This window comes from Pontivivens ytuae, from assembly GCF_015679265.1.
In the GTDB taxonomy this organism is placed as follows: domain Bacteria; phylum Pseudomonadota; class Alphaproteobacteria; order Rhodobacterales; family Rhodobacteraceae; genus Pontivivens; species Pontivivens ytuae.
In genome coordinates this window covers 1,618,683-1,639,619 of record NZ_CP064942.1, presented here as the reverse complement: position 1 = coordinate 1,639,619, position 20,937 = coordinate 1,618,683, and the positions used below count along the sequence as shown (strand labels likewise).

Here is a 20,937-nt window from a genome sequence, read left to right as displayed (position 1 = left end):
ATCTCGCGGAAAGTGTCAGTTTCACGTGTTATCGGACTTGGGCGGACGTTCTTAGACTTTCACTCGCCTATTGCGGGCTGCGCCGACTTGGATGCGCTGAAGCAGAAAATGGAGGCGAAGACGCCAACGCCGACGATCATGATCCATATGCTTCCGGAGGGCGCCAGTATCAAAGCACCGGCGAGACAAAGGGCCGCACGGCTCCATGAATGAAGCGGCCCTCTCAACCAGCCGACGGCCGCGGCCGATATTGCGTAAACTCCAAGGACGGCCATTAACACATCAAAGGCGACCTCGAGTGGTGGTCCGCGCAGGATTAAAGTCGGTGACATGACGAAGAGAAACGGGATCACATAGGCCGTCCAACCGTAGCGCATCGCGGTGACTGCCGTCTTCATTGGCGGCGCTTTGGCGATGGAGGCTGCGAAGAAGGCGCCGATTGCGACGGGCGGGGTCACCATCGACATCATGCCGAGGTAGAAGATGAAGAGGTGTGCCGCGATCGGATCGACGCCGCTTTGCACCAGGCTCGGCGCGATGAGGACAGCGAGCAGCAGGTAAACTCCGACAGTGGGCATCCCCATGCCCAGCACGATACAGATGACTGCTGAGATCAGGAGCAGCAGAAACAGGCTGCCACTGCCCAGATCGACGAGCACCCAAGTCAGACCGAAGCCCAATCCAGTCACATTCAATACACCGATGATGAAACCGGCGGCGGCGGCGATCATGATGATGTCAGTGACGGACCGACCGGTCTCAATCAGCGCCAACCAGACCTCCGCAAGCCTCATGCGCTGGCCGTAGCCGACGAGAAGCCCGATCGCGAGCGCGGTGCCGCCCCCCCACAGCGCCGCTGTCTCGGGCCTTTGGCCAAAGGTGAAGAGGGCAAGGACGATCGCTGCGAATGGCACTGCGAATACCCAGCCTTTCCGCAGCACGCTTCGGGCGGACGGGATCTCAGATGGATCAACCAGGGCGATGTCGTCCTTGGCCGCCTGCAGGTCGGCCTGCGCGAAGACCGCGACATAGTAGAGAAGCGCCGGCACGATCGCGGCGACTACGATCTCCGCATAGGGACGTTGCAGGATATCCGCCATGAGGAAGGCGACCGCGCCCATGACAGGCGGCACGATCTGCCCGCCGGTGGACGCCACAGCCTCGATCGCGGCGGCCTGGTGAGGGCGATAGCCCGACCGGGTCATCATGCGGATCGTCACCACGCCAGTCGCTACGATGTTGGAGACGACAACGCCGGAGATCGAGCCGAAGAGCCCCGATGCGACCACAGCGATCTTGGCCGAACCGCCGCGACGCCGACCCATCGTCGCGATGGCGATGTCGTTGAAGAAGTCGGCGCCACCGGATTTCAAGAGGAGCTGGCCGAACAGGACAAAGGAGATGACCACGGCGGCCGCGACCATGAGCACCTTGCCGAAGAGACCGTTCGCGTCGAAGCCGACATAGAGGAGGAGGCGCTCCGGCGCGACCTCGCGGGTCTGCAAGGCACCTGGGATGTGGTGCCCCAGAAGACCGATAACGACGATGGTCACCACCACCAGCACGAGGGCCCAGCCGACGGTGCGGCGCAGGCCCTCCAGCACCAGCAGAACGAGGATGCCACCCAGAACCAGCCCATCGAGAGGCACCGACATCTGACGCGCAATCAGACTTGGGTAGGCCGCCATGACCCACAGCGCGGCCCCTCCACCAATGGCCGCCAGTGCGTAGTCCAACCTTGGCTCAGCGGAGGGTTTCTGGAGGAACACCAATACCAGCGACAGACCCAGCACGAGGGCGAGGAACTGCTCGGAGTAAGGTGCAAAGCCGAGCCGGGACGGGAGGTCAGCCGCCCAGGCGATGGCGGCCAAGGTGAGCAGCGCCGCGACGGCACCGCCGATCCGTCCGGCCCACCTTGTCATCGCTCAGAGATCCTGCTGGGCGATACCCCGACCCTCAAAGAAGGCGACGGCACCCGGATGCCAGGTGGCACCGGGATAGTTCACGTAGGCCTGCTCGATCGAAAAGGCGCGGAGCGGAGGGTAGGCCTCGCCCATCTCTGCACTGCGCGCGGCCAGTGCTTCGAGCATCGCAGTGACCGTTTCATCTGAGACATGCGCGCCGGCGAGCAGGACGTTGTCCCATGTCACCATCATCATTGGCTCTTCGACGCCGACGCGAAACGGCGCCGGCTGCACTTCAGAGAAGTAGAACGCCGGGCGGATCGCCTGTATCCGCTCCAGCGCGGCCTCGTCAGATGCGCCCGCCAGAAAGCGAACGCCATCGACCGTTGCGGCGACCTCTGCCACCTTCGGCCCACCAACCGCGAAGAATGCGGCATCGGTCCGCCCCGACGCGAGATCATCTGAGCCGCGGATCAGACCGGGCACAGGTACTCCGGTGACATCATCGTAGCTTAGCCCACCGGTCGAAAGAATTGCGGCGACGTGTGAGTTGGCCAGCGGGAATGCGTCCCAGCCGGAGGAGACGCGCTTGCCTTCAAGTTCGCTCATGTCCGTCATGCCGCTGTCGGTCCGCACGTAGAGCCCGATCGGCAGCGGGTTGAGCTTGGCGACGACCCGCAGGTCGTTCAGCGCCTGACCGTCATAGTGGTCGATGCCCTGTGCAGCGGCGATCACGTCATTGATGTCGTTGATGGAGAACTCCGCGAGATCCTGCTCCAGAGCCTGCATCATGGCGAGGTTACCGCCATAGGGCTGGACGACCATGCGGACGCCATCGTCGCGCACTGCCCCGGCTATGACGTTGCCCATGGTGTTCCAGACCGAGCCTTGCGGCAGTGTCGCGATCGAGACGGTTTGCGCGTTCACAGGCACGGCGAGCGACAGGAGCGCTGCGGTCAGAAGCTGTTTCATGGTGTCCTCCCTATGGACGGTTTCGAGCTGGCGCCGCTTAGGCGGCGTCCGGTTGGTTTTCGGGTGCGGCTTCCGCAAAAGGAGGCAGCGCCATGCAGGCAGCGTGGATCCGGGCGATCGTTGGATAAGGCGACATGTCGACGTCGAACCGGCGGTTGTTCAGGCATTGTCCCACCAGGCACAGATCAGCGAGGCCGGGCACCTCGCCATGGCAGAACGACCCGGTCTCGGACTCCTGCGCGAGGCGCGCCTCGATGGCAGTGAAGCCCTCGGCGACCCAGTGGCGGAACCAGTCTGCCTGCGCGGCCTCATCGGCGCCAAAACGGTCCCGTAGGGCGAAAAGGATCCGGAGATTGTTTACGGGATGGATGTCGAGGGCGACCGCGTGCGCGAGGCTCCGCACACGCGCACGGCCCCACGCATCATCCGGAAGCAGCGGTGGCTCGGGGCTGGTCTCATCCAGCCATTCGAGGATAGCGAGAGACTGCGTCAGCGACCCACGAGGCGTTTCCAGTGTAGGCACCAAGCCTTGCGGGTTCAGCGCAAGGTAGCCTGGAGCACGCGCCTCCCCCTTGCGGAGGGCATAGGATACGTAGTCATAGGACAGCCCTTTCATGTTGAGCGCGGCGCGCACCCGGAACGAGGTCGACGAGCGAAAGAAGTTGTGGAGGACCAGGGTCACGCCCGGGCTCCTATCGAAATCTCGATCTCGGCAAGTCCATCCACCGCGCCTGTGATTCGGTCGCCGGGACCGACCGGACCAACGCCCGCGGGCGTCCCTGTCATCACCAGATCACCAGGTGCCAGCGCCATGGAGCGGGACAGGATCGAGACGTGCTCGCGTACCGACCAGATGAGATCGGAGAGATCCGCGTCCTGTTTCACCTCACCGTCAACGGCAAGCCAGATGTGCCCCTGTTCGACGCTCGGAACGCCTGCGATCGGCACCAAAGGCGCCATGGGCGCAGAGCGATCGAAGGCCTTGCCCCAGTCCCATGGGCGCCCTTGCTCCCGGGCCTGAAGTTGGAGGTCCCGGCGTGTCAGATCGATCCCCACCGTCGCGCCCCACAGATGGTCCATAACGGCTTCTTCGGGAATGTCCGTGCCCGCCCGGCCAATGGCGACCACGAGCTCGATCTCGTAGTGCAGGTTGTCCGTTTCCGGCGGATAGGGAATGGTCGCGGGCGTATCGACGACCGCGTCGGCGGGCTTGGTGAAGAAGAAGGGCGGTTCGCGGTCCGGGTCGCGGCCCATCTCACGGGCATGGGCCGCGTAGTTCCTCCCGACGCAGAAGATCCGGCGGACCGGAAAGCGGTCAGCGGTGCCGCGCACCGCAACGCTCGCCTGGGGCGGAGGCGGGAAGACGTAGCTCATGCGTTGCCCCTCCGCTCGCGAAAGAGGCCCAGCTTCTCCTGGATCGGACGGTCGGAATACGAGAAAAGGACGGCGTCTTCGTGCGCCTCATGCACGACCTCGTGCCAGGAGGGCACGACGAACACGTCGCGCGGCGCCCACTCGATGACCTGATCACCAATCCGGGCGCGCCCGGCACCTTCCACACCGACGTAGACCGTCGCGTCGGTCGAGCGGTATGGCGTGGTGGCGAAGCCTTTCGGGAGAAGCTGCAGGAAGGTGCCGATGGTGGGCATGGCCCAGCCCCCGTCGACCGGATTCGCGTAGCGCATCTTCAGCCCGTGGCACGGATCCCATTCCTCGGCCTTGCGCATCTGCTCCAGTGCCTCGCGCGACCGCTCATAGGGATAGTTGAAGATCGGCGAGGTCGGAGTCGCTTTCTCGTAGCCCAGCGGCAGCATGTTGGCGCCGTAGCGGGCGATACTGTCCCCCGTTGGCTGCGTGATCGCCTGCTGGTCCTCGCCCAGTCCCTCTGCGAAGCTGGCATCGAGGAACTGAACCACTGGAATGTCGAGCCCGTCGAGCCAGAAGATCGGCGCGTCCGTGTCGTTGCCGTGGTCGTGCCACTCCCAGTTGGGCGTGATGACGAAATCGCCGAACGACATCTCGGTCTTTTCCCCACCCACGGCGGTAAAGCCGCCCGCGCTCTCCAACACGAACCGCAGCGCGGACTGAGTGTGCCGGTGGGCCGGGGCGACCTCGCCCGGCATGACGCACTGGATGCCGCAATAGAGAGATGTCGTGACCTTCGACGACCCCTTGAGCCCGGGGTTCTCCAGGATCAGAACCCGCCGCTCGGCCTCTTTCGCGGTAATTAGGTCCGCCGCCTCCAGTAGCCTGGCGCGGACGCTGTCGTAAGACCATTTGACCGGCACGCAGTCGGACCTTGGTTCCGGCGTGATGATCCCCGCCATGACCGACCACAGAGCGCGCATCGACTCGGGCTCGATCGCGTCGTAGAAGGCCTGTCGCTCCGCAGTCGTGGCTGGCGGCGTCTCGAGGCTCATGTCAGTTCTCCTGTCTGTGCGGGCGGGTTTTCGGAGGCGTTCATGCGCAGCAGCGCCTGCCGATCGATCTTGTCGGTCCCGGTCTTCGGCAGATGATCGAGGAAGACGATCTCGCGCGGGTACTTGTGGGGAAGCAGGCGGGACTTCGCATAGGCACGCAGATCGCGGGCGAGCGCGTCGCTGCCGGTGTCCACGGGCGTGATCCAGGCCTTGATGGTCAAACGGCGGTCAGGGAGCTCGACCGCCTGAACGCAAGCCTCCCGAACATCGGGGTGGTCGTTCAGCACCCACTCGATTTCCAGCGGATGGACCCATTGCCCGGACACCTTGACGAGATCGTCTGCCCGACCCCGGAAGAAGTAGAAACCGTCGGCATCCCGGATGAAACGGTCGCCCGTGTCGAGCCAGCCATCCTTCATCGTCTCGGCGGTTTTGTCGGGGCGGTTCCAGTAGAATTCCGCGCCTGACAGGCCCATGACCTGCATGACACCTTCCTCGCCCGGTTCTGCGGTGCGCCCTTCAGGTGTCACGAGCCGGACGTCATAGCCCGGCACGACGCGCCCGGCAGACCCCGCGCGCTGCTCGTCCGCATCGTTCGACAGGTAGATGTGCAGCATCTCTGTGGAGCCGAGCCCCTCGATGATCGGGCGGTCGAACCGGCCTTTCCAGTCCCGGGCGAGCTCTGAGGACAGGACTTCAGCAGCCGAGATGAAGAGCCGGACGCTGGACATGTCCGCCGTCTCGATCCCGGGATCCGCGGCGAGTGCGGTGTAGAGCGTCGGCAACCCGAAAAGCAGCGTCGGACGCCCATTGCGTATGGCGGCAAAGCACCGCTCCGGCGTCGGGCGGCCGGAGAGCAGAACAGCCGCCGCCCCGACGCTCATAGGGAAGGTCACCGAGTTGCCAAAGCCATAGGCGAAGAAGATCTTGGGGATGGAAAAACAGACATCTCCAGCACCGATGCGCAGGATGCGCCGCGCATAGGTGTGCGCCGTATAGGCGGCATCCTCATGCTTGTGGACCACGCCTTTCGGACGTCCGGTCGAACCGGAGGAATACATCCAGAACGCCATATCGCGGCGACCGGTAGGATATTCCTCAAGAACAGTGGGCGCCTCCGCCCAAGGCCGATCGGCTGCAGAGAGCACATACCTGCACTGGGTTCCCTCCATGGCTCCCGAGGAAAAGAGCCCCACGAACGGCTCGGACACGAGAGCAGCGACCGCTTCACTATCCTCCAGAAAGAAGCGGATGAGGTCGGCGGGCGAGAGGGTGTTGATGAGCATCGGCACCAGCCCGGCGCGCATCGCCCCCATGATCGCCGCCGGATAGGCGAGCTCGTCATCCAGAAAGAGAAGGACACGCTCGCCGGGTCTGCATCCAAGGCTGAGCAGATGGTTGCCGATCCGCGCCGCCTCGGCCGCCAGCTCGGCATATGTCAGCCGGTCCCCCTCGTGGATAACCGCGGTGCGGTCCCCGCGCTCCGGCAGGTTATCCCAGAGCAGACGCGACGCGTTGTAGCGCTCGGGCAGCACGAATTCCGTCGCATCGGCGAGGGCTTCGGGTGTCATCACGCGGCCTCCAAGTTGATGCCACGGGCTTCCAGCGCCGCGCTGAAATCCGGGGCCAGCTGGCGGAGGCGGGCGCTGTCGAGACGGCCTGCCCGGCGGATGTAGCTCAGTGCGAACGGCCAGGGGTCGAGCGCCATATGGTCGCCGAAATCCTCGTACCAAGCGGCGGAGCGGCGGGCCGCCGAAGTGATCTTGGCAAGCACCGGAGCCCGCGCCGCCTGATAGGCCGGCAGCGCGGCGGATATGTTCCAATCGGCGTCCTCAAGTGCACGCGCCAGCGCGATCACGTCCTCCAGCGCGAGCCGCGTGCCGGAGCCAATGGAGAAGTGTGCGGTGTGCAAAGCGTCCCCGATCAGGACCTGGTTACCGTGATGCCAGGTCTCGCATGAGAGGTTCGGGAAGCGGCGCCAGACCGAATTGTTCGGGATCAAGCACGCGCCCTCCAAATGCTCCGCAAAGAGGACCTCACAAGCGACCCGGTAGTCCGGTTCGGGCATGTTCGCGAAGCCTGATGAGGCGAATGTGTCAGGCCCCATCTCGATGATGAAGGTCGAGCGCCCGGGCGCGTAGCTGTAGTGGTGCGCATTCATCGGCCCATGTGGCGTTTCGATGAAGGTCTGCGTGAGCGCATCGTATTCGCGGTCGGCGCCATACCAGACAAACCGATTGTCCAGCTCTTCCATCCGTGCGCCGAACGCGGCCGGTGCGGCCTCCCGGATGATGCTGTTCAGCCCGTCGGCGCCGATGACGAGATCAGCGTCGGGCAGCGCGTCAACACCGATCCGCGCGCCGTATTCGGGATGAATGCCGAGTTCCGCTGCCCGCTGACGCAGGAGTTGCAGCAGTTCGAGGCGCCCGATCCCGGCAAAGCCGACGCCGTCGATGGTGATCCGGGTCCTTTGATGGTTGAGGACGATGTCGGACCAGCGCTGCATATGCGGCTCGATCAGATCCGCCGTGTCGGCGTCATCAGCCCTCAGGAAATCGAGCGCCTGATCCGAGAAGACCACCCCGAAGCCGAAGGTCGCATCCGGCGGGTTCTGCTCGTAGACGCGGAGTTCCAGATCAGCCCGCATCCGCTTGAGCAGAATGGCGGCGTAGAGCCCGGCTGGGCCTGCGCCGATCACGGCGATCCTCATGGCTTCCTCCTCGCGACACTCTCTGGCATCTTCCTATACGTAATCAGTTACATTATACGTAAGTCAAGAGATCCGAGAGGGAGCGGCGATTTGCCTTTTGAAACGAAGCGCTTGGTGGACTGGGGGGACTGCGATCCGGCCGGCATCGTGTTCTATCCAACGTTCTTTCGCTGGATGGATTCGGCTTTTCACGAGATGACGACAGCGCTTGGGTTCGATCAGGCGGCGCTTCCAGCGCATGGAGTCTTCGCAACGCCTTTGCGCGACGCCGGCGCAACGTTCCATGCGCCAGCGCGCCCCAATGCTCACCTCGACCTGTCCGTACGCATCACTCGGATGGGCACGTCCAGCTTTTCGCTCGGTTACGCCTTCACCGATACAGGTCGCGCGATTGCCGAGGGACGCGAAGATCGGGTATGCGTCCGCCAAGAGGCTGACGGTGGCATCACCAAGGCACCTCTTCCACCGAAGATCCGAGCTTTGCTGGAGACCTATCGTGACTGATCAGAGCCCGACCCGCGGCCGCGGCGTGCAATCGGTGGAGGTCTCCGTCAACCTGCTGACGGCTCTTGCGCGCCACCCTGGTCCTATGGCGCTCTCACAACTCGCAGCCGAGGTCGGGATGGCACCCGCCAAGGTGCATCGCTATCTGGCGAGCTTCGTCGAGACAGGCATGGTTCAGCATCGCCGAAGCGGTAGCTATGACCTCGGTCCGCGCGCGGCGGAGATCGGAACCGCCGCGATTGCACGGATCGATCCGGTGAACCGGGCCGCCGATGCGCTGCCCGAACTGGTGGAGGCCACAGGATTCACGGCCCTGCTCGCCGTCTGGGGCAATCTCGGCCCGACGATCGTGCGCTGGGAAAAGGCAGCCGTACCGCTCGTCACGATGCTCGGGCTCGGCTCCGTTCTGCCGGTTACACGGTCGGCAACAGGGCATGCCTTCATGGCTCATATGCCGGACCGGCTGCTGACAGACGTTGTTGCAGCCGAAGCACCCGAGCGCACCCTCGAAGACTTCGGTGATCTGCGTATGAGCGTTCGCGAAGCTGGCCTCGCGATGGCCGATCAGGACTTCATCCCTGGCCTCTTCGCGCTTGCCGCGCCGATCCTCGATCTCCAGTCGCGCCCGGCGGCCGTCGTCACATTGATCTCGACCACCCGCGATCTTCTGGATGAAGAGCATCCGGCCAGGATGAGGCTGGTGGCGTTCGCCGCGTCCTGACGATCACTGCTCGGGCAGATCATAGATCCGCGCGATGTCGTCGAGCATCAGGTTGGCCGCGAGGATGCCGCCTGCGGTGTTCCAGACCGCGTCATTCACAGGAACGACATCACCGCGCTGAACGGCGGGCAGCGCCTGCCAGAGCGGGTCGGACAGCGCATCCTCGGCATTCGCGAGACCCTCGCCGTCGCCTGCGTCATAGGTGAAGTGGAAGATGCGGTCGCCACCCATCTGCGGAATGCTCTCCTTGCCCACGCGCATCGCGAATTCGTCCACGTCCTGCAATTCGGGCCGGGCGAAGCCGATCTCCTGAAGAATGAAACCTGAGAAACTGTCCTTCTGGTAGATCCGGATGTGCCCGGGCATGAAGCGGATGACGGAGACCTCCTCATCGAGACGGGGGCCGAGCGCGTCGGTGAGATCCTGCACCCGCTCATCGAACGCGGCAAGGAGGCGCGCACCCGTCTGCGCCTCGCCCACGGCCTCCGCATAGAGCTCGAAATTCGCGCGCCAGTCGCCGCGTAGACGCTCCGACACCACAGTCGGGGCGATGGTGGAGAGCTGAGGGTAGATCTCCTCGTGTCGCTGCTTGTTGGCGAGGATCAGATCGGGTTCAAGCGCGGCCAGCAGTTCGAGATTGACCTGGTTCTCTTTGCCTAGAGGAGCGGCATCGCTCATCTGCGCATCAATGTGGTCGTACCACGGATCGCCGGTCCAGGACTGTGCCGCTCCCACTGGCGTGATGCCGAGGGCGAGCAGCGCCTCCGTCCCCTCGTTCGTCAGCACGACGACGCGTCGTGGATCCTCGGGCACCTCCGTCGTTCCCATCGCGTGTTCGACAGGTTGGGCGATGGCCGCGACAGCGCAGAGGAGGGACGAAAAGGTGAAGGCGATCAACCGCATGATATGCTCCGACCGGCCCGGAACGGGCGCTGGATTGCATGGTGGAGACGTGGGTTGCGCAGGCTGCCTTGCGTCTGGGTTTACCGGATTTCTTGACGGCTCGCGGAAATCGAGTCAATACCAAGTGAAACAGTCGGGTATCAGCCAGTGGCAGCGCGCTTGCTCATTCTGGGAGCTTTCTTGGCGCTGGCAGCGATCGCGAGCCTGCATCTTGGCTTGAACATGTACGGCCCCCGAGACGTCGCTACGGCGCTGTTTTCTCCGTCGAATGAGACGACCGATATCGTGATCCGCAACCTGCGCGTGCCGCGCACGGTGCTTGCCTGTCTCGTCGGCGCATCGCTGGGCATTGCGGGGGCGGTCATGCAGAGTTGCACGCGCAATCCGCTGGCCGAGCCGGGATTGATGGGGGTGAATGCAGGTGCTGCCTTCGCACTGGTCGCGGCCCTCAGCCTCTTCGGTGTCGAGACCTTTCTGCTGCTCAGCGCCATTGCGGCGGCAGGTGCGGTGCTGGCAAGCCTTCTGGTCTTCGGTCTCGCCCTCTCGGCACGCGCGGTGGGGCCCGGACAGGTGCTTCTTGCCGGTGTCACCGTGGCAGCACTGCTCGCCTCGCTGACGCAAATGCTGCTGGTGACGGATGAGCAGGCATTGGAGGCGCTGCTGTTCTGGCTCGCAGGGAGTTTTGCCGATCGACCTGTGGAGGTGCTCCTGCCAGGCGCGTCCCTCCTGCTTCTGACCACCGTCGCGCTGGTGCCGATGATCCGTGCGTTGGATGCGCTCGCGCTGTCGGACGAGGCCGCACAGGCCATAGGCGTCTCGGTGACGCGGACGCGGTTGGTGGGTCTTGGGCTCGCCGCGCTGATGGCCGGTCTTTGCGTCGCGCTGGCAGGACCGGTCGCGTTTGCGGGCCTTCTCGCACCGCATCTGGCCCGTCTGATGGGCGCGCGCGGTCATGCGCAGCTGCTGCCCATAGCAGCTCTGCTCGGCGCGCTGACCTGTCTTCTTGCCGATGTCGCGGCGCGCATGGTGATCATGCCTGGCGAAGCGCCGGTGGGTGTCCTGCTTGCTCTGCTCGGGGCGCCGACGTTGATTGTGCTCCTCGATCGCCGCCGCGCCGGACGGGCCGAAGCATGAGCCGGTCCGCTGCCATCCCCGCGCTCGGCCTCGGGCTGCTCATGGCCCTCACTGCCGCCATCGGGCTAGGGAGCTCGTGGATCGGGCCCGAGAGGATCCTCGCGGTGCTGATCGGGGAAGGGAGCCGCACCGATGCGATCATCGTCAGCACGCTTCGGGCGCCCCGTGCCCTTTTGGCTTTGCTGGCTGGCGCTGCCCTCGCCTTGGCGGGAGCGCTCCTCCAGCGCGCCACGCGCAATCCCCTCGCGTCGCCGGCGGTGCTCGGGCTGGTCGATGGAGGGGCGGTCGGCGTGCTTGTCTTCCTGCTGGTGTTCTCCGATGAGGCAAATGCGCTGACGGTGTCCATCGCATGGCAGCCGGTGGCCGCGGCCCTCGGTGCCTTCGCCGCCGCGGCCGTGATCGGCATTCTGGCGCAGCGACGCGGCTGGCAGGCGCGGGAGCTGATCCTCTACGGCGTCGCCGTCGCTGCATTCTGCGCTGCGATCGCGACCCTCCTGATGATTGCGGGACCTGTCTATCGGGCTGGACAGGCTCTCATCTGGCTGGCGGGCTCGGTGCATCAGGCGCACTGGGCGGACGTGGCCGTGCTGGCCGGGGTGCTGGCCATCGCTGCGCCCGCGCTTGTCCTGATGCTGCGTCCGCTCGATCAGATGCTGCTTGATGGTGGGAGCGCGATGGCAACGGGGCTGAGGCCCATTGCAACCCGGATCGTGGCGCTCGCGATGGCGGCGGTGCTGACCGCGGCGGCGGTGTCCTTCGCTGGCGGGATCGCCTTTGTTGGGCTCATCGCGCCGCACGCGGCCCACCGGCTTGTGGGGCCACGCGCCGCCTTGCACCTGCCGGCGACGGCGCTGCTTGGTGCGACGATCGTGCTGTGCGCCGACATCGTGGCTCGGCTGGCCTTTGCCCCGATCGAGCTTCCGACCGGGCTGGTGACGGCCTTGATCGGAGCACCCTACTTCCTCTACTTGCTGCTGAGACGTCCTGCCCATGTCTGACCCCTTCGCCCGGTTCGAGCGCACCGATATCGGCTACGGCCGAACGCCGGTCATCGCCGATTTGTCGCTGAGACTGCCGCAGGGTCGGATCAACGCGTTTTGTGGCCCGAATGGCAGCGGAAAGTCGACGGCGCTGAAGGCGCTCCGCCGCCTGGTCGGGCTGAGCAACGGGGCGATCGAGGTTGCGGGCAAACCGCTCGCCGCGTGGCCCGCGAAAGCGCTGGCGCGCGAGATGGCGATGCTCGGTCAGGCCCCCTCCGCGCCGGAAGAGCTCACGGTTCGGGAGCTTGCCATGCTCGGCCGCTTCGCCCACCGTGCCCGCTTTGGCGGACCCTCGGCGGCGGATATCGAGGCTGTGGATCGGGCGCTGGCCCTTTGCGACCTGAGCCGACGTGCCGACGAAGCGCTCGGGGCACTGTCCGGCGGCCAGCTTCAGCGGGCTTGGATCGCGATGGTCATCGCACAGGACGCCCCGGCGATCCTGCTCGACGAGCCGACCAATCACCTTGACGTCGCCCATGCCCACAACCTTCTGAGCCTCGTTGCACGCCTGAACCGGGAGGACGGGCGGACGATCGTGATGGTCCTGCACGACCTCAACCTCGCCGCTCGCCACGCAGACAACATCGTGCTCTGGAAAGAGGGGCGGGTGGTGGCGGAGGGCGACGCCGAGACCCTCTTCCATCCGGAACTGATCGGGTCGGTCTTCGACGTGGATTGCACGATCATGAGAGACCCAAGGACCGGCCGCCCGCTGTGCCTTACCTATCCACGCGAGGGCGCATGCTAGAGGTGCGGGATCTCCGGTGGCCCGGCGGGTCCGGCTTCACCTTTCGGCTGGACCCCGGCGAGATCCTCTGCATCTCCGGCCCGTCCGGCAGCGGAAAGAGTCGCCTGCTGCGCGCCCTCGCCGATCTCGATGCCGCCGAAGGCGACGCTGTTTTGAGCGGGCGGAGGCGCGGGGACATGCCGGGACCGGACTGGCGGGCGCGTGTCCGTTACTGTGCTGCCGAACCCGCCTGGTGGGCGCCGCGCGTCGGCGACCATTTCGAAGAGCCGCCCGATCGCGACGAACTGGATATATTGGGCCTCGACGTCAGTCTTCTGGAGCATTCCGTCACCGAAACATCGACCGGGGAGCGGCAGCGGCTGGCCCTGCTCAGAGCACTTCAACCCATGCCGGATGTGCTCCTGCTCGATGAGCCGACATCAGCATTGGACCCGGAGGCGACCGCACGTGTCGAAGGCTGGTTGGCATCCCAAGTGGGGACCACGCGTTGTGCCGTTGTCGTGTCTCATGACCCGCAACAGGCCGAGCGGCTTGGCGCCCGGCGGGTGTCGCTGGAGGCGTTGACCGGATGATCCCTTCCATCGGGACCTCAGGGCTGGTTTTCATCGCGGCCCTGATTGCCGCGACGGCTCTTGTCGTTGCGATCGACCGGCGGCTCCCACGGCAGCTCATCACCGCCTTCGCTCGTATGGCGCTGCAGCTCGCGATCCTTGCTGCAATTCTCGGCTGGCTTCTGGCCCGCAACGATCCGTTCACGACGGTGCTGGCGCTGGCCGCGATCGCATTGCTGGGCGGGCTAGAGACGGCCTACCGAGTCGGCGGCCTGCGGAAGAGGCAAGTGATCCTGAGATCTGTCGCGATTCTCATGGCGGCTGGCGCCTTGGTCGCCTTGCCGAGCGTGCTGCTCACCGTATCCCCGGATCCGTGGTACGAGGCGCGGCTCGTGGTGCCGATCTTCGGCATGGCCGTCGGCTCCTCGATCACCGGTAGCGCCGTGGCCGTCACGACCCTGCATCGCATGTTGCGAGACGGTCGCGCCGAGGTCGAAGCACAACTCGCGCTCGGCCGTCGATTTACCGAGGCGACGCGCGACATCGCACGACAGGCCGTTATCGCTGGAATGCTGCCTGTGGTAACCGCGACGGCGGCAACCGGCATGGTGACGATCCCCGGTATGATGTCGGGCCAGATCATCGCAGGTGCCGACCCAGCGGAGGCCATCCGCTACCAGATCCTGATCATGGCGCTGATCGCCGCGGTCACGGCGATCAGCATCCGCGCGAACATCGCCCTCGAACTGCGCCGCTGGACCGATGAGCGGGAGCGGTTTCGGATGAGATGACCCGTGTAATCTCCGCAGAGGGTTTCGCATCATCGACCTCCTCGCAGGATATCAACGCCGGGCTGGCGGGCATCCTCCAACCGGCCCGGCAGATGGTGCGTAGCTCAGACTAGTGTCCGCTCTGTTTGAGCTCACTGAAACGCAACCTGTTTCCGAACGGATCGAGCGCGTGCATGACGCGCGCGTTCCAAGGTGCATCCTCGATCCCAGGGCGATTGTAGGCGTAGTTCTTCGAGATCAGCTCAGCGTGATAGGCCTCGATCCCTTCCATCCATACGAAGACTGTTCCACCAGGGGAGGCATCGCCGTGATGCTCGCTGAGATGCAGCACCGTCTGCCCCCGGGAAATCTGCATGTAGAGCGGCGCATTCTTTGAAAAACGGTGCTCCCAATCGACGCCGAAACCCAGGAAATCAACGTAGAACTCGGTGGCCTTGGCCGGCGAAAAGATGCGCAGGATGGGGATCGGCACCTTCAGATCGACCGCCGGCCGTGCGGCTTGGGCGACATCAATTTTTGCAGAGAGAACGTTCCAGTCGTTCAGCCCGAATTGCCGGGACACCAGTTCGAGGCATTCGCTGTGGGTCAGGTCGATTTGCCGCTCAGCCATGGATGTACGTAGCGATTTGGCCATCGCCTTCGCATCAAGATACGTCCGCATGGATATGATCCTTTGCTTTCAGTGCGAACGGAGATGATCGGTGCTTGCATTACCGACCCGTTCGCCGAAAAGCCGAAGGATCGTGAGGAACAGGCGATGCATTCACCAAACCCGGTGGGCGCAAGCGGCTGGCTACATCGAAGCCAAGCGTAGGGTAATGCTTTTCACATGCTGCGTAAATCAGGCGCTGGGATATGTGGAGCGAACCGTCTTGCCGGACCTCCGCTCAATCCAACGCTCCCTTGAGTGTGACGCCCATGAGCGCACCGATGGCGGGGTGAAGAGGGATTGAGGGGTCGGTATAGGTCGCGAGCGGCGCGCCCGGCACGTGAGGTTTCAGCATGTGCGTCATGCCCTCGATCAGTTGGAGATCGGCCTGCGGCATGGCGCCGTTCAGAAGGGTTGCGTCGAGGGGGCGGACCTGCTGATCAGCGCGTCCCTGGATGATGAGAGCCGGGCCGCTCCATGTTCTCGCGAGCTCGAGCGGATCGTGGCTGAAAAGATCGATCATGAAGCGCTGGAGGCTCGGCGAGAACAGCGCGCGAAGTGCCTCGGGGATTTGGTCCAGCGGGCGCGTGCGCCCAATCTGCAGATCCGCCATGATGGCTTCCAGATCCGGCATCAAGGCCGCGTTTGCAGGGTTGGCATGCATCTGCTCCAGCATGAGCTGCCCGATTGGCCGTCCGGCCGTCGCCAGAAGCACCAGCCCGCAGATCGCCTCCGGCTCCCGCTCCGCGGCCGTGAGGGCCACGAGGCCGCCTTCAGAGTGACCAGCGACCCAGACGCAGGGCGCGATTTCGCGCGCTGTCTCCACCCACGCAAGGACGTCGTCCGCGTACTCAGCGATGGTCACGTCGTTTGGATCCGTGACGGCGTCAGCACTTCCAAAAAGCCCACGCTTGTCGATGCGGATCGACGAGATGCCTTGATCGGCCAAAGCCTCTGCCAGCAGTCGATACGTGTCGGAGTGCAGCCCGACCTGCGCTCCGTTCCCATCGCGGTCGATCGGCCCGGAGCCGGGGACGATCACGACGACCTGCGCGGCGCCCTCGACGAGAACGCGCTCGCCCGCAAGCGCACCGCCCGGACCCGGGATCTCGATGATATCGGCTTGAACTATATGGCAGTGTAAGCTCGCAACGACACCAAGAGCGAGCACGTTCCAGTTCGGGAATGGAGAAGCGAGCATAGGTGCCACCTGTTCCCGCCCTTGTCGACTTTGCGGGGGGCTGATCGGTTTCCGGCTGGCAGTGCAGGTGCTTGCTCAGCCGGAAGCTTAATGCCCACGGTCTCGGTGGACAACGTTTCGCAAGAAGCCTTTGTCGCATTCCCGTTTGCCGACGGATTGATGCCGCTCAACCCGGCTGCAGCAGGCTGTGCCAGCATCTCGCCACCCGTTCAGAAAGGAAGAGTGATGTCCGAAGAGTTCATGCACATTGGGAAGTTCGTTGTCGCGCCGGAGAACCGAAACGCATTCATTGACCTCATGAAAGGCTACGAAACCTCGGTGAAGCCAAAAGGGCTCACCCACTCCAACGTCATCGAGGAGGAGAAGACGCCCGGAACGTTCATGCATGTCACCTTCTGGGAATCGAGGGATGACTGGGTCGCGATCGAACAGAACGCGGTTCACAAGGACATGCACGCGAAGCGTAACGTGCTCCTCGCCGAGCCGATGGAGCACGACTTCATCTGTGGGAGAATCGAGATCTGAGTGGTCCAGATCCAGCGACCGGGCCTTGGGAAGCAAGACCCGGTCACAAGTGCTCAAACGAAGTCGAACGCATCTGCGTCGAGGTGAGCGAGTCGGACATCGCGGAGTGTCAGGCTGTCCTCTTCGCTCACGTCGAAGATAACGTCGCGGCCCGCTTGCGATGCCGTGTCCATCAGCGCCTCGAAGCTGTCGAGGCCGTCGATGTCGACGATGACGGTCTCGGACGGGCGCGAGAAGAACCAGAACTCAAACCCGGTATCGAAATCGTGGATCGTGTCGTGACCGCCATCGAAGACAAAGGCATCCGCTCCCAAGCCGCCCCGCAGATCGTCATCGCCTGCACCACCAGAGAGGGTATCCTCGCCCCAGCCTCCTTTCAGCTCGTCATCGCCGCGTCCTCCGCGCAGATCGTCATCGCCCAGGCTGCCGGACAGTCGGTCGTTTCCGTCGCCTCCGAGCACGAAGTCGTCGCCCCAGCCCGCGAAGATGCGGTCGTCGCCCTCGCCACCCGACAGGATGTCGTCACCGAAGCGGCCGCTGATGTGATCATCCTCCGCTCCGCCCCGGATCAGGTCGTCGCCGAAGCCGCCTCTGAGATCATCGGGGGACGTAGCCTCGATCTCGGAGGTCGAGAAGTTGAAGGTCGAAACGTCGCCCTCGGCGATGCCCGCATAGGCGTTTCCATCGGCATCGACGAACGCACCTTCATCGATCTCCACCGCGTAGCGTGCATCGGCGTCCAGGTGCTCCGGCGGCGTCACACTGACTGTGGAGCCATCGAAGGTGACGAGACGCTCGTCGGTCATATCGATCTCGGTCCGCTGTCCGGTATCCCGGTTCACGAGGGTAAGCATACCGGTGCCCGCGAAGACGTCTTCCGTGAACTCCAGCTTCAGTCGAGCATCGTTTGACACATCGCGATCGTTGTCACCGGGCGTTGCGGAAACGAGGAACGGGTCTGCCGGCCCGCCGAGCTCGACCTGCTGCGGAGTGTAGACCGATCCATCGGTGGCGAAGCCGAGCCGCCCGTCCGGATTGGAGCCCCACGTGAAGACCTCGCCCGTGTCGCTTACGGCGATGATGGAGTTCGGGCCGGTCTGAAGCTCCACGACGTTCACATCGTCGAGCTCCGCGATCAGCGTCGGGAAAAAGATCGCATCGCTTTCCGCCGCCGGGTCACCGTCGAGACCACCGGTCGGCCCCACATCATTCGGCCCCCAGCCGTAAACGTCACCGTCAGCCGTCAGGGCCATCACCCAGCGCGCGCCGGCCTTCACATCGACGACATGGCCCGGAATACCGGTCAGCTCGACAGGCGACAGCACGTCCGCCGGGTCCGCGGTGAAGGTGCCGTCACCGTTATCAGTGCCCTGTAGAAGCTGGCCCGTCCGGGACTCGCCCCAGCCGAAAAGACGCCCGTCCGCGGTTACGGCGAATGAAGTCAGGGTATCCGCGGTAACCGAGACCACGTTGTCCGGCAGTCCTTCGACCAAGATCGGGCTCTCGACCCGACGAAGCGGCGTGCCGTCGGCATCCAGCCCCTCCGGCGCGCCGAGCTGGCCGTCCCGGTTGCTCCCGAAGGCATAGATTTGGCCATCTGCGGTCAGAACGAGCGTGTGCGAAGTGCCTGCCGAGACATCGACCACGGTCTCTTCCGACAGGGCCTCAACGACGGTCGGTGTGAGGCGCTCCTCCCGATCTCCGAGCCCGAGTTGCCCGTTCGAATTCGAGCCCCAGGCATAGAGCGTGCCGTCGGCGGCGATGGCGTAGGACGTGCCATTCCCGTTCACGATGCCGACCACATCGACATCGTCCAGCGCCTCGACGAGCACCGCCTCTGTCCGTGTCTCCTCATCGCCGAGACCCAAGGCCCCGTTGTTGTTGAAGCCGAAGGCGTAGACGTCGCCGTCATCCGTGAGAAACGTGGTGTGGAGCAGACCGGCGGAGACCGAAACGATCTTGGCATCGAACGCCTCGGGCAGGTCGACCTCCACCGTTGTCTTCACGTCGAAACCGGTGGCGCCGATGCCGAGCTGGCCGACGACATTCTCCCCGCTCGTGTAGAGCGTGTTCGTCGCCCGGTCGAGGAAGACGGAGAAGTGGTTACCCCCACCCACGGTTGTCGCCGCGGGACTGGACGCGCCCTCATAGAACTCCACCGCGCGGGGGCGATCGAGCTGACCGTCGAAGCTGCTGGAGGCGAAGACAGCCGTCTCGCCCGCATCCAGATAGTCCCCGTCTCCGTTCAGGTCGGTCAGCTCCACGACGTTGCCGTCGCCCGCGAAGGTGTTCGCAGTCAGCGCCAGGCGGTCATCTTCGTCGGCGGTAACCGAGAAACCGATATCGATGGCGAAGCCGTCCGGCATTGCATCGCCGTTCCAAACCTCCACCGCTTCCGCTGCGTCGTCGATCTGGCCCGAACCGTCGAGATCGGCGAGGCGATAGAGCCGCACGATGTCGCCCGCATCCGGAAACCAGGTCAGCGTGTAAAGCGCACCGTCCACGCCGACAGCGTTCGCGATGTCGACCGGCGCGCCGAAGCTCATGTCGTCGGTGACATAGGCCGCGACCTCGTCCTCCTGGATCGCGCCATCACCATCCACGTCCTCGATCCGGTAGATCACGTCCGTCGCAGTGCCTGCGAGATCGCTGAGATACGCGACATCTCCATCGAAGCTGAGATCGAAGGGAACAGCCGTGTCGACGACCGTCTGGACGTCGAGCCAGACCGTCGCCTCGTCCATGTCATTGGCATCGCCGTCGCCGTTGAGATCGACGGTGCGATAGATGGCGTCCTGCGGGGCGGAGGCTGTGCCGGCATTCGCGACGTAGATCGCCCCATCAGCGCCCTCGTGCACGCCATTCGGCGTCACCGTCGAAAGTCCCGCTGCATTGGCCGCAGAGAGCCAAACCATGGCCTCATCCGCGTCCTGCGCATCTCCATCTCCGTTCAGATCGCGCAGGCGGTAGACGGCGTCACTGCCGCCGTCTCCGAAATAGACCGACTTGTCACTGCTCTGATGGAGGGTAAAGACGTTGGTCGTCGGGCTTTCGAGCCCTGAGGCATTCTCACCATCGAAGAAGACGGTGGTCTCACCACCTCCCGCTCCGGCTCCATCACCGTCGATGTCCTGAACCAGCAGGATCTGATCCCTGCGCTGGTCGCCGATCAGAATTCCACTCGGCACGCGGCCCACGTCATTCGCCATTGGCGAGCTCCCCCAAAAGAGTCGTTTCGAGATCGCCTGGCATTGGGGCTGGGTCCGAAGGGCTGCTACATCATCACAGCGTTATTGTCGATAAAATCTATCGGGATATGATGAGGATGGATCACGCCCGATGGCCCGGTCTGGGAACAGACAGTGGCCGGTTAACAGGAGTATGAGACCTGCCGGGCTTGCTTATTTGACTGAATTTGTCAGATTAGAGGGACCCAGGCTAGTCCAAGGCATGTTTGCACCCTCTCCGATGGAGATCATGCATGCCGTCGACGGACAGCCCGGGCTTTCGCTTCATGCCAACCCTACCCCTCGCTGCCTCGGCGGGAGGACTGCCTCTCTGCAACGGGCTCCGCGCCGCTGTGGATGCGAGAGCCATGCAGACGGCCCATCCTGCTGAGCCGGCGGGTGCCCCCGAAAACAGAACTTCAAGACGAGTGGAGACCCCTATGCGGAACACGCTGATCCGGACTGCAGTGCTTGCCTTGGGCCTTGGCTCGGGCACCACCGCAGCGGCCGACTACCGGCTCACCCTGACGGACACGGGCCTGCGGGAATACTACTGCACGATCACGGTGACGCTGACCAATGAGACCGACGCGCCCCTGACCGAGGTGAACGGCTTCTTTCTGTCTTTCGTGGAGGACGAGCAGGTGGGGCGCAGCAAGGGCAGTTCCTTTATGAACGTGCCGCCCGGTGGCGCAGTGAGCGCGACCTTCGAGACACCGAATGCCCCCTGCGATGAGGTGACCCGCTACGACTTCGTCATCGGGGCCTGCCGTTTGGGAAGCGGGTTCGAGGATCACTCCGTCTGCGCAGGACGGATGGCGATGGAACCACCTTTCGGCTCCGCTGCCGGGTTGTGAGCCATGCCGCACACTCCATGAAGGCGGATGGTTCGAGAAAGCCGGCCCGACCCGCTGTCTGTCGCGCAGCGCTCAAAGCC

20 protein-coding genes are annotated in these 20,937 nt (G+C 64.4%); 9 read left to right on the top strand and 11 right to left on the bottom strand.

All coding sequences use genetic code 11. The features are described 5' to 3' along the window. Positions 1–59 precede the first annotated feature (59 nt). The 7 genes from I0K15_RS07970 to I0K15_RS07940 are packed head-to-tail and all read right to left on the bottom strand — an operon-like array spanning position 60 to position 8,006. The gene (locus I0K15_RS07970) at positions 60–1,871 is read right to left on the bottom strand and encodes a TRAP transporter permease (RefSeq protein WP_230374347.1); all 1,812 of its coding nucleotides are present in this window, start codon (positions 1,869–1,871) and stop codon (positions 60–62) included. Positions 1,872–1,925: 54 nt separating this feature from the next. Further along, a complete protein-coding gene (locus tag I0K15_RS07965; protein ID WP_196104913.1) occupies positions 1,926–2,876 on the bottom strand; it encodes a TAXI family TRAP transporter solute-binding subunit in 951 nt (316 codons plus the stop codon). A gap of 37 nt (positions 2,877–2,913) precedes the next feature. Next, complete coding sequence (gene maiA / locus I0K15_RS07960; RefSeq protein WP_196104912.1) at positions 2,914–3,558, bottom strand: maleylacetoacetate isomerase; 645 nt, start codon at positions 3,556–3,558, stop codon at positions 2,914–2,916. Next, entirely contained in the window at positions 3,555–4,250 is a 696-nt protein-coding gene (locus I0K15_RS07955) for a fumarylacetoacetate hydrolase family protein (protein WP_196104911.1), read from the bottom strand. The genes maiA and I0K15_RS07955 overlap by 4 nt, the downstream gene beginning before the upstream one ends. Next, positions 4,247–5,296 (bottom strand): gentisate 1,2-dioxygenase, encoded by a 1,050-nt coding sequence (gene gtdA, locus I0K15_RS07950; protein ID WP_196104910.1) that lies wholly within the window; start codon positions 5,294–5,296, stop codon positions 4,247–4,249. The genes I0K15_RS07955 and gtdA overlap by 4 nt, the downstream gene beginning before the upstream one ends. After that, the gene (locus tag I0K15_RS07945) at positions 5,293–6,867 is read right to left on the bottom strand and encodes a benzoate-CoA ligase family protein (protein ID WP_196104909.1); all 1,575 of its coding nucleotides are present in this window, start codon (positions 6,865–6,867) and stop codon (positions 5,293–5,295) included. Before I0K15_RS07945 ends, gtdA begins: the two co-directional genes overlap by 4 nt. Continuing rightward, a complete protein-coding gene (locus tag I0K15_RS07940) occupies positions 6,867–8,006 on the bottom strand; it encodes an FAD-dependent monooxygenase (RefSeq protein ID WP_196104908.1) in 1,140 nt (379 codons plus the stop codon). Before I0K15_RS07940 ends, I0K15_RS07945 begins: the two co-directional genes overlap by 1 nt. 174 nt (positions 8,007–8,180) lie before the next feature. Between I0K15_RS07940 and I0K15_RS07935 the strand changes: the two genes are divergently transcribed. Beyond that, positions 8,181–8,510, top strand: coding sequence for an acyl-CoA thioesterase (locus tag I0K15_RS07935; RefSeq protein ID WP_230374392.1), 330 nt, complete (start codon positions 8,181–8,183; stop codon positions 8,508–8,510). Then, a complete protein-coding gene (locus I0K15_RS07930) occupies positions 8,503–9,231 on the top strand; it encodes an IclR family transcriptional regulator (protein WP_196104906.1) in 729 nt (242 codons plus the stop codon). Before I0K15_RS07935 ends, I0K15_RS07930 begins: the two co-directional genes overlap by 8 nt. A gap of 3 nt (positions 9,232–9,234) precedes the next feature. On the opposite strand, the gene I0K15_RS07925 is transcribed toward I0K15_RS07930, so the two are convergent. Next, positions 9,235–10,134, bottom strand: a complete 900-nt coding sequence (locus tag I0K15_RS07925) for an ABC transporter substrate-binding protein (RefSeq protein WP_196104905.1) — start codon at positions 10,132–10,134, stop codon at positions 9,235–9,237. 180 nt (positions 10,135–10,314) lie between these two features. Between I0K15_RS07925 and I0K15_RS07920 the strand changes: the two genes are divergently transcribed. From I0K15_RS07920 to I0K15_RS07900, 5 genes are read left to right on the top strand one after another with little or no spacing between them, the layout of a single operon-like run. Next, on the top strand, positions 10,315–11,268 hold the full coding sequence (locus I0K15_RS07920; protein WP_230374346.1) for a FecCD family ABC transporter permease: 954 nt from the start codon (positions 10,315–10,317) through the stop codon (positions 11,266–11,268). Beyond that, on the top strand, positions 11,265–12,266 hold the full coding sequence (locus tag I0K15_RS07915) for a FecCD family ABC transporter permease (protein ID WP_196104903.1): 1,002 nt from the start codon (positions 11,265–11,267) through the stop codon (positions 12,264–12,266). The genes I0K15_RS07920 and I0K15_RS07915 overlap by 4 nt, the downstream gene beginning before the upstream one ends. Further along, complete coding sequence (locus tag I0K15_RS07910; RefSeq protein WP_196104902.1) at positions 12,259–13,056, top strand: ABC transporter ATP-binding protein; 798 nt, start codon at positions 12,259–12,261, stop codon at positions 13,054–13,056. Before I0K15_RS07915 ends, I0K15_RS07910 begins: the two co-directional genes overlap by 8 nt. Further along, positions 13,050–13,628 (top strand): ABC transporter ATP-binding protein, encoded by a 579-nt coding sequence (locus I0K15_RS07905; RefSeq protein ID WP_196104901.1) that lies wholly within the window; start codon positions 13,050–13,052, stop codon positions 13,626–13,628. Before I0K15_RS07910 ends, I0K15_RS07905 begins: the two co-directional genes overlap by 7 nt. Continuing rightward, complete coding sequence (locus I0K15_RS07900; RefSeq protein ID WP_196104900.1) at positions 13,625–14,398, top strand: ABC transporter permease; 774 nt, start codon at positions 13,625–13,627, stop codon at positions 14,396–14,398. The genes I0K15_RS07905 and I0K15_RS07900 overlap by 4 nt, the downstream gene beginning before the upstream one ends. A gap of 109 nt (positions 14,399–14,507) precedes the next feature. Here the strand turns inward: I0K15_RS07900 and I0K15_RS07895 are convergent, their stop codons facing one another. Together I0K15_RS07895 and I0K15_RS07890 are read right to left on the bottom strand one after the other, a co-directional pair. Next, positions 14,508–15,059 (bottom strand): glyoxalase superfamily protein, encoded by a 552-nt coding sequence (locus I0K15_RS07895; RefSeq protein WP_196104899.1) that lies wholly within the window; start codon positions 15,057–15,059, stop codon positions 14,508–14,510. A 226-nt stretch (positions 15,060–15,285) separates the two neighbouring features. Next, the gene (locus I0K15_RS07890; RefSeq protein WP_196105412.1) at positions 15,286–16,248 is read right to left on the bottom strand and encodes an alpha/beta hydrolase; all 963 of its coding nucleotides are present in this window, start codon (positions 16,246–16,248) and stop codon (positions 15,286–15,288) included. A 90-nt stretch (positions 16,249–16,338) separates the two neighbouring features. Here I0K15_RS07890 and I0K15_RS07885 point away from each other — a divergent pair, with 90 nt between their 5' ends. After that, positions 16,339–16,773, top strand: coding sequence for an antibiotic biosynthesis monooxygenase family protein (locus I0K15_RS07885; protein WP_196104898.1), 435 nt, complete (start codon positions 16,339–16,341; stop codon positions 16,771–16,773). Between the two features lie 53 nt (positions 16,774–16,826). On the opposite strand, the gene I0K15_RS07880 is transcribed toward I0K15_RS07885, so the two are convergent. Further along, a complete protein-coding gene (locus tag I0K15_RS07880; RefSeq protein WP_196104897.1) occupies positions 16,827–19,982 on the bottom strand; it encodes an RCC1 domain-containing protein in 3,156 nt (1,051 codons plus the stop codon). 458 nt (positions 19,983–20,440) lie between these two features. Here I0K15_RS07880 and I0K15_RS07875 point away from each other — a divergent pair, with 458 nt between their 5' ends. Beyond that, positions 20,441–20,857 (top strand): hypothetical protein, encoded by a 417-nt coding sequence (locus tag I0K15_RS07875; protein WP_196104896.1) that lies wholly within the window; start codon positions 20,441–20,443, stop codon positions 20,855–20,857. Positions 20,858–20,937: the final 80 nt, after the last annotated feature.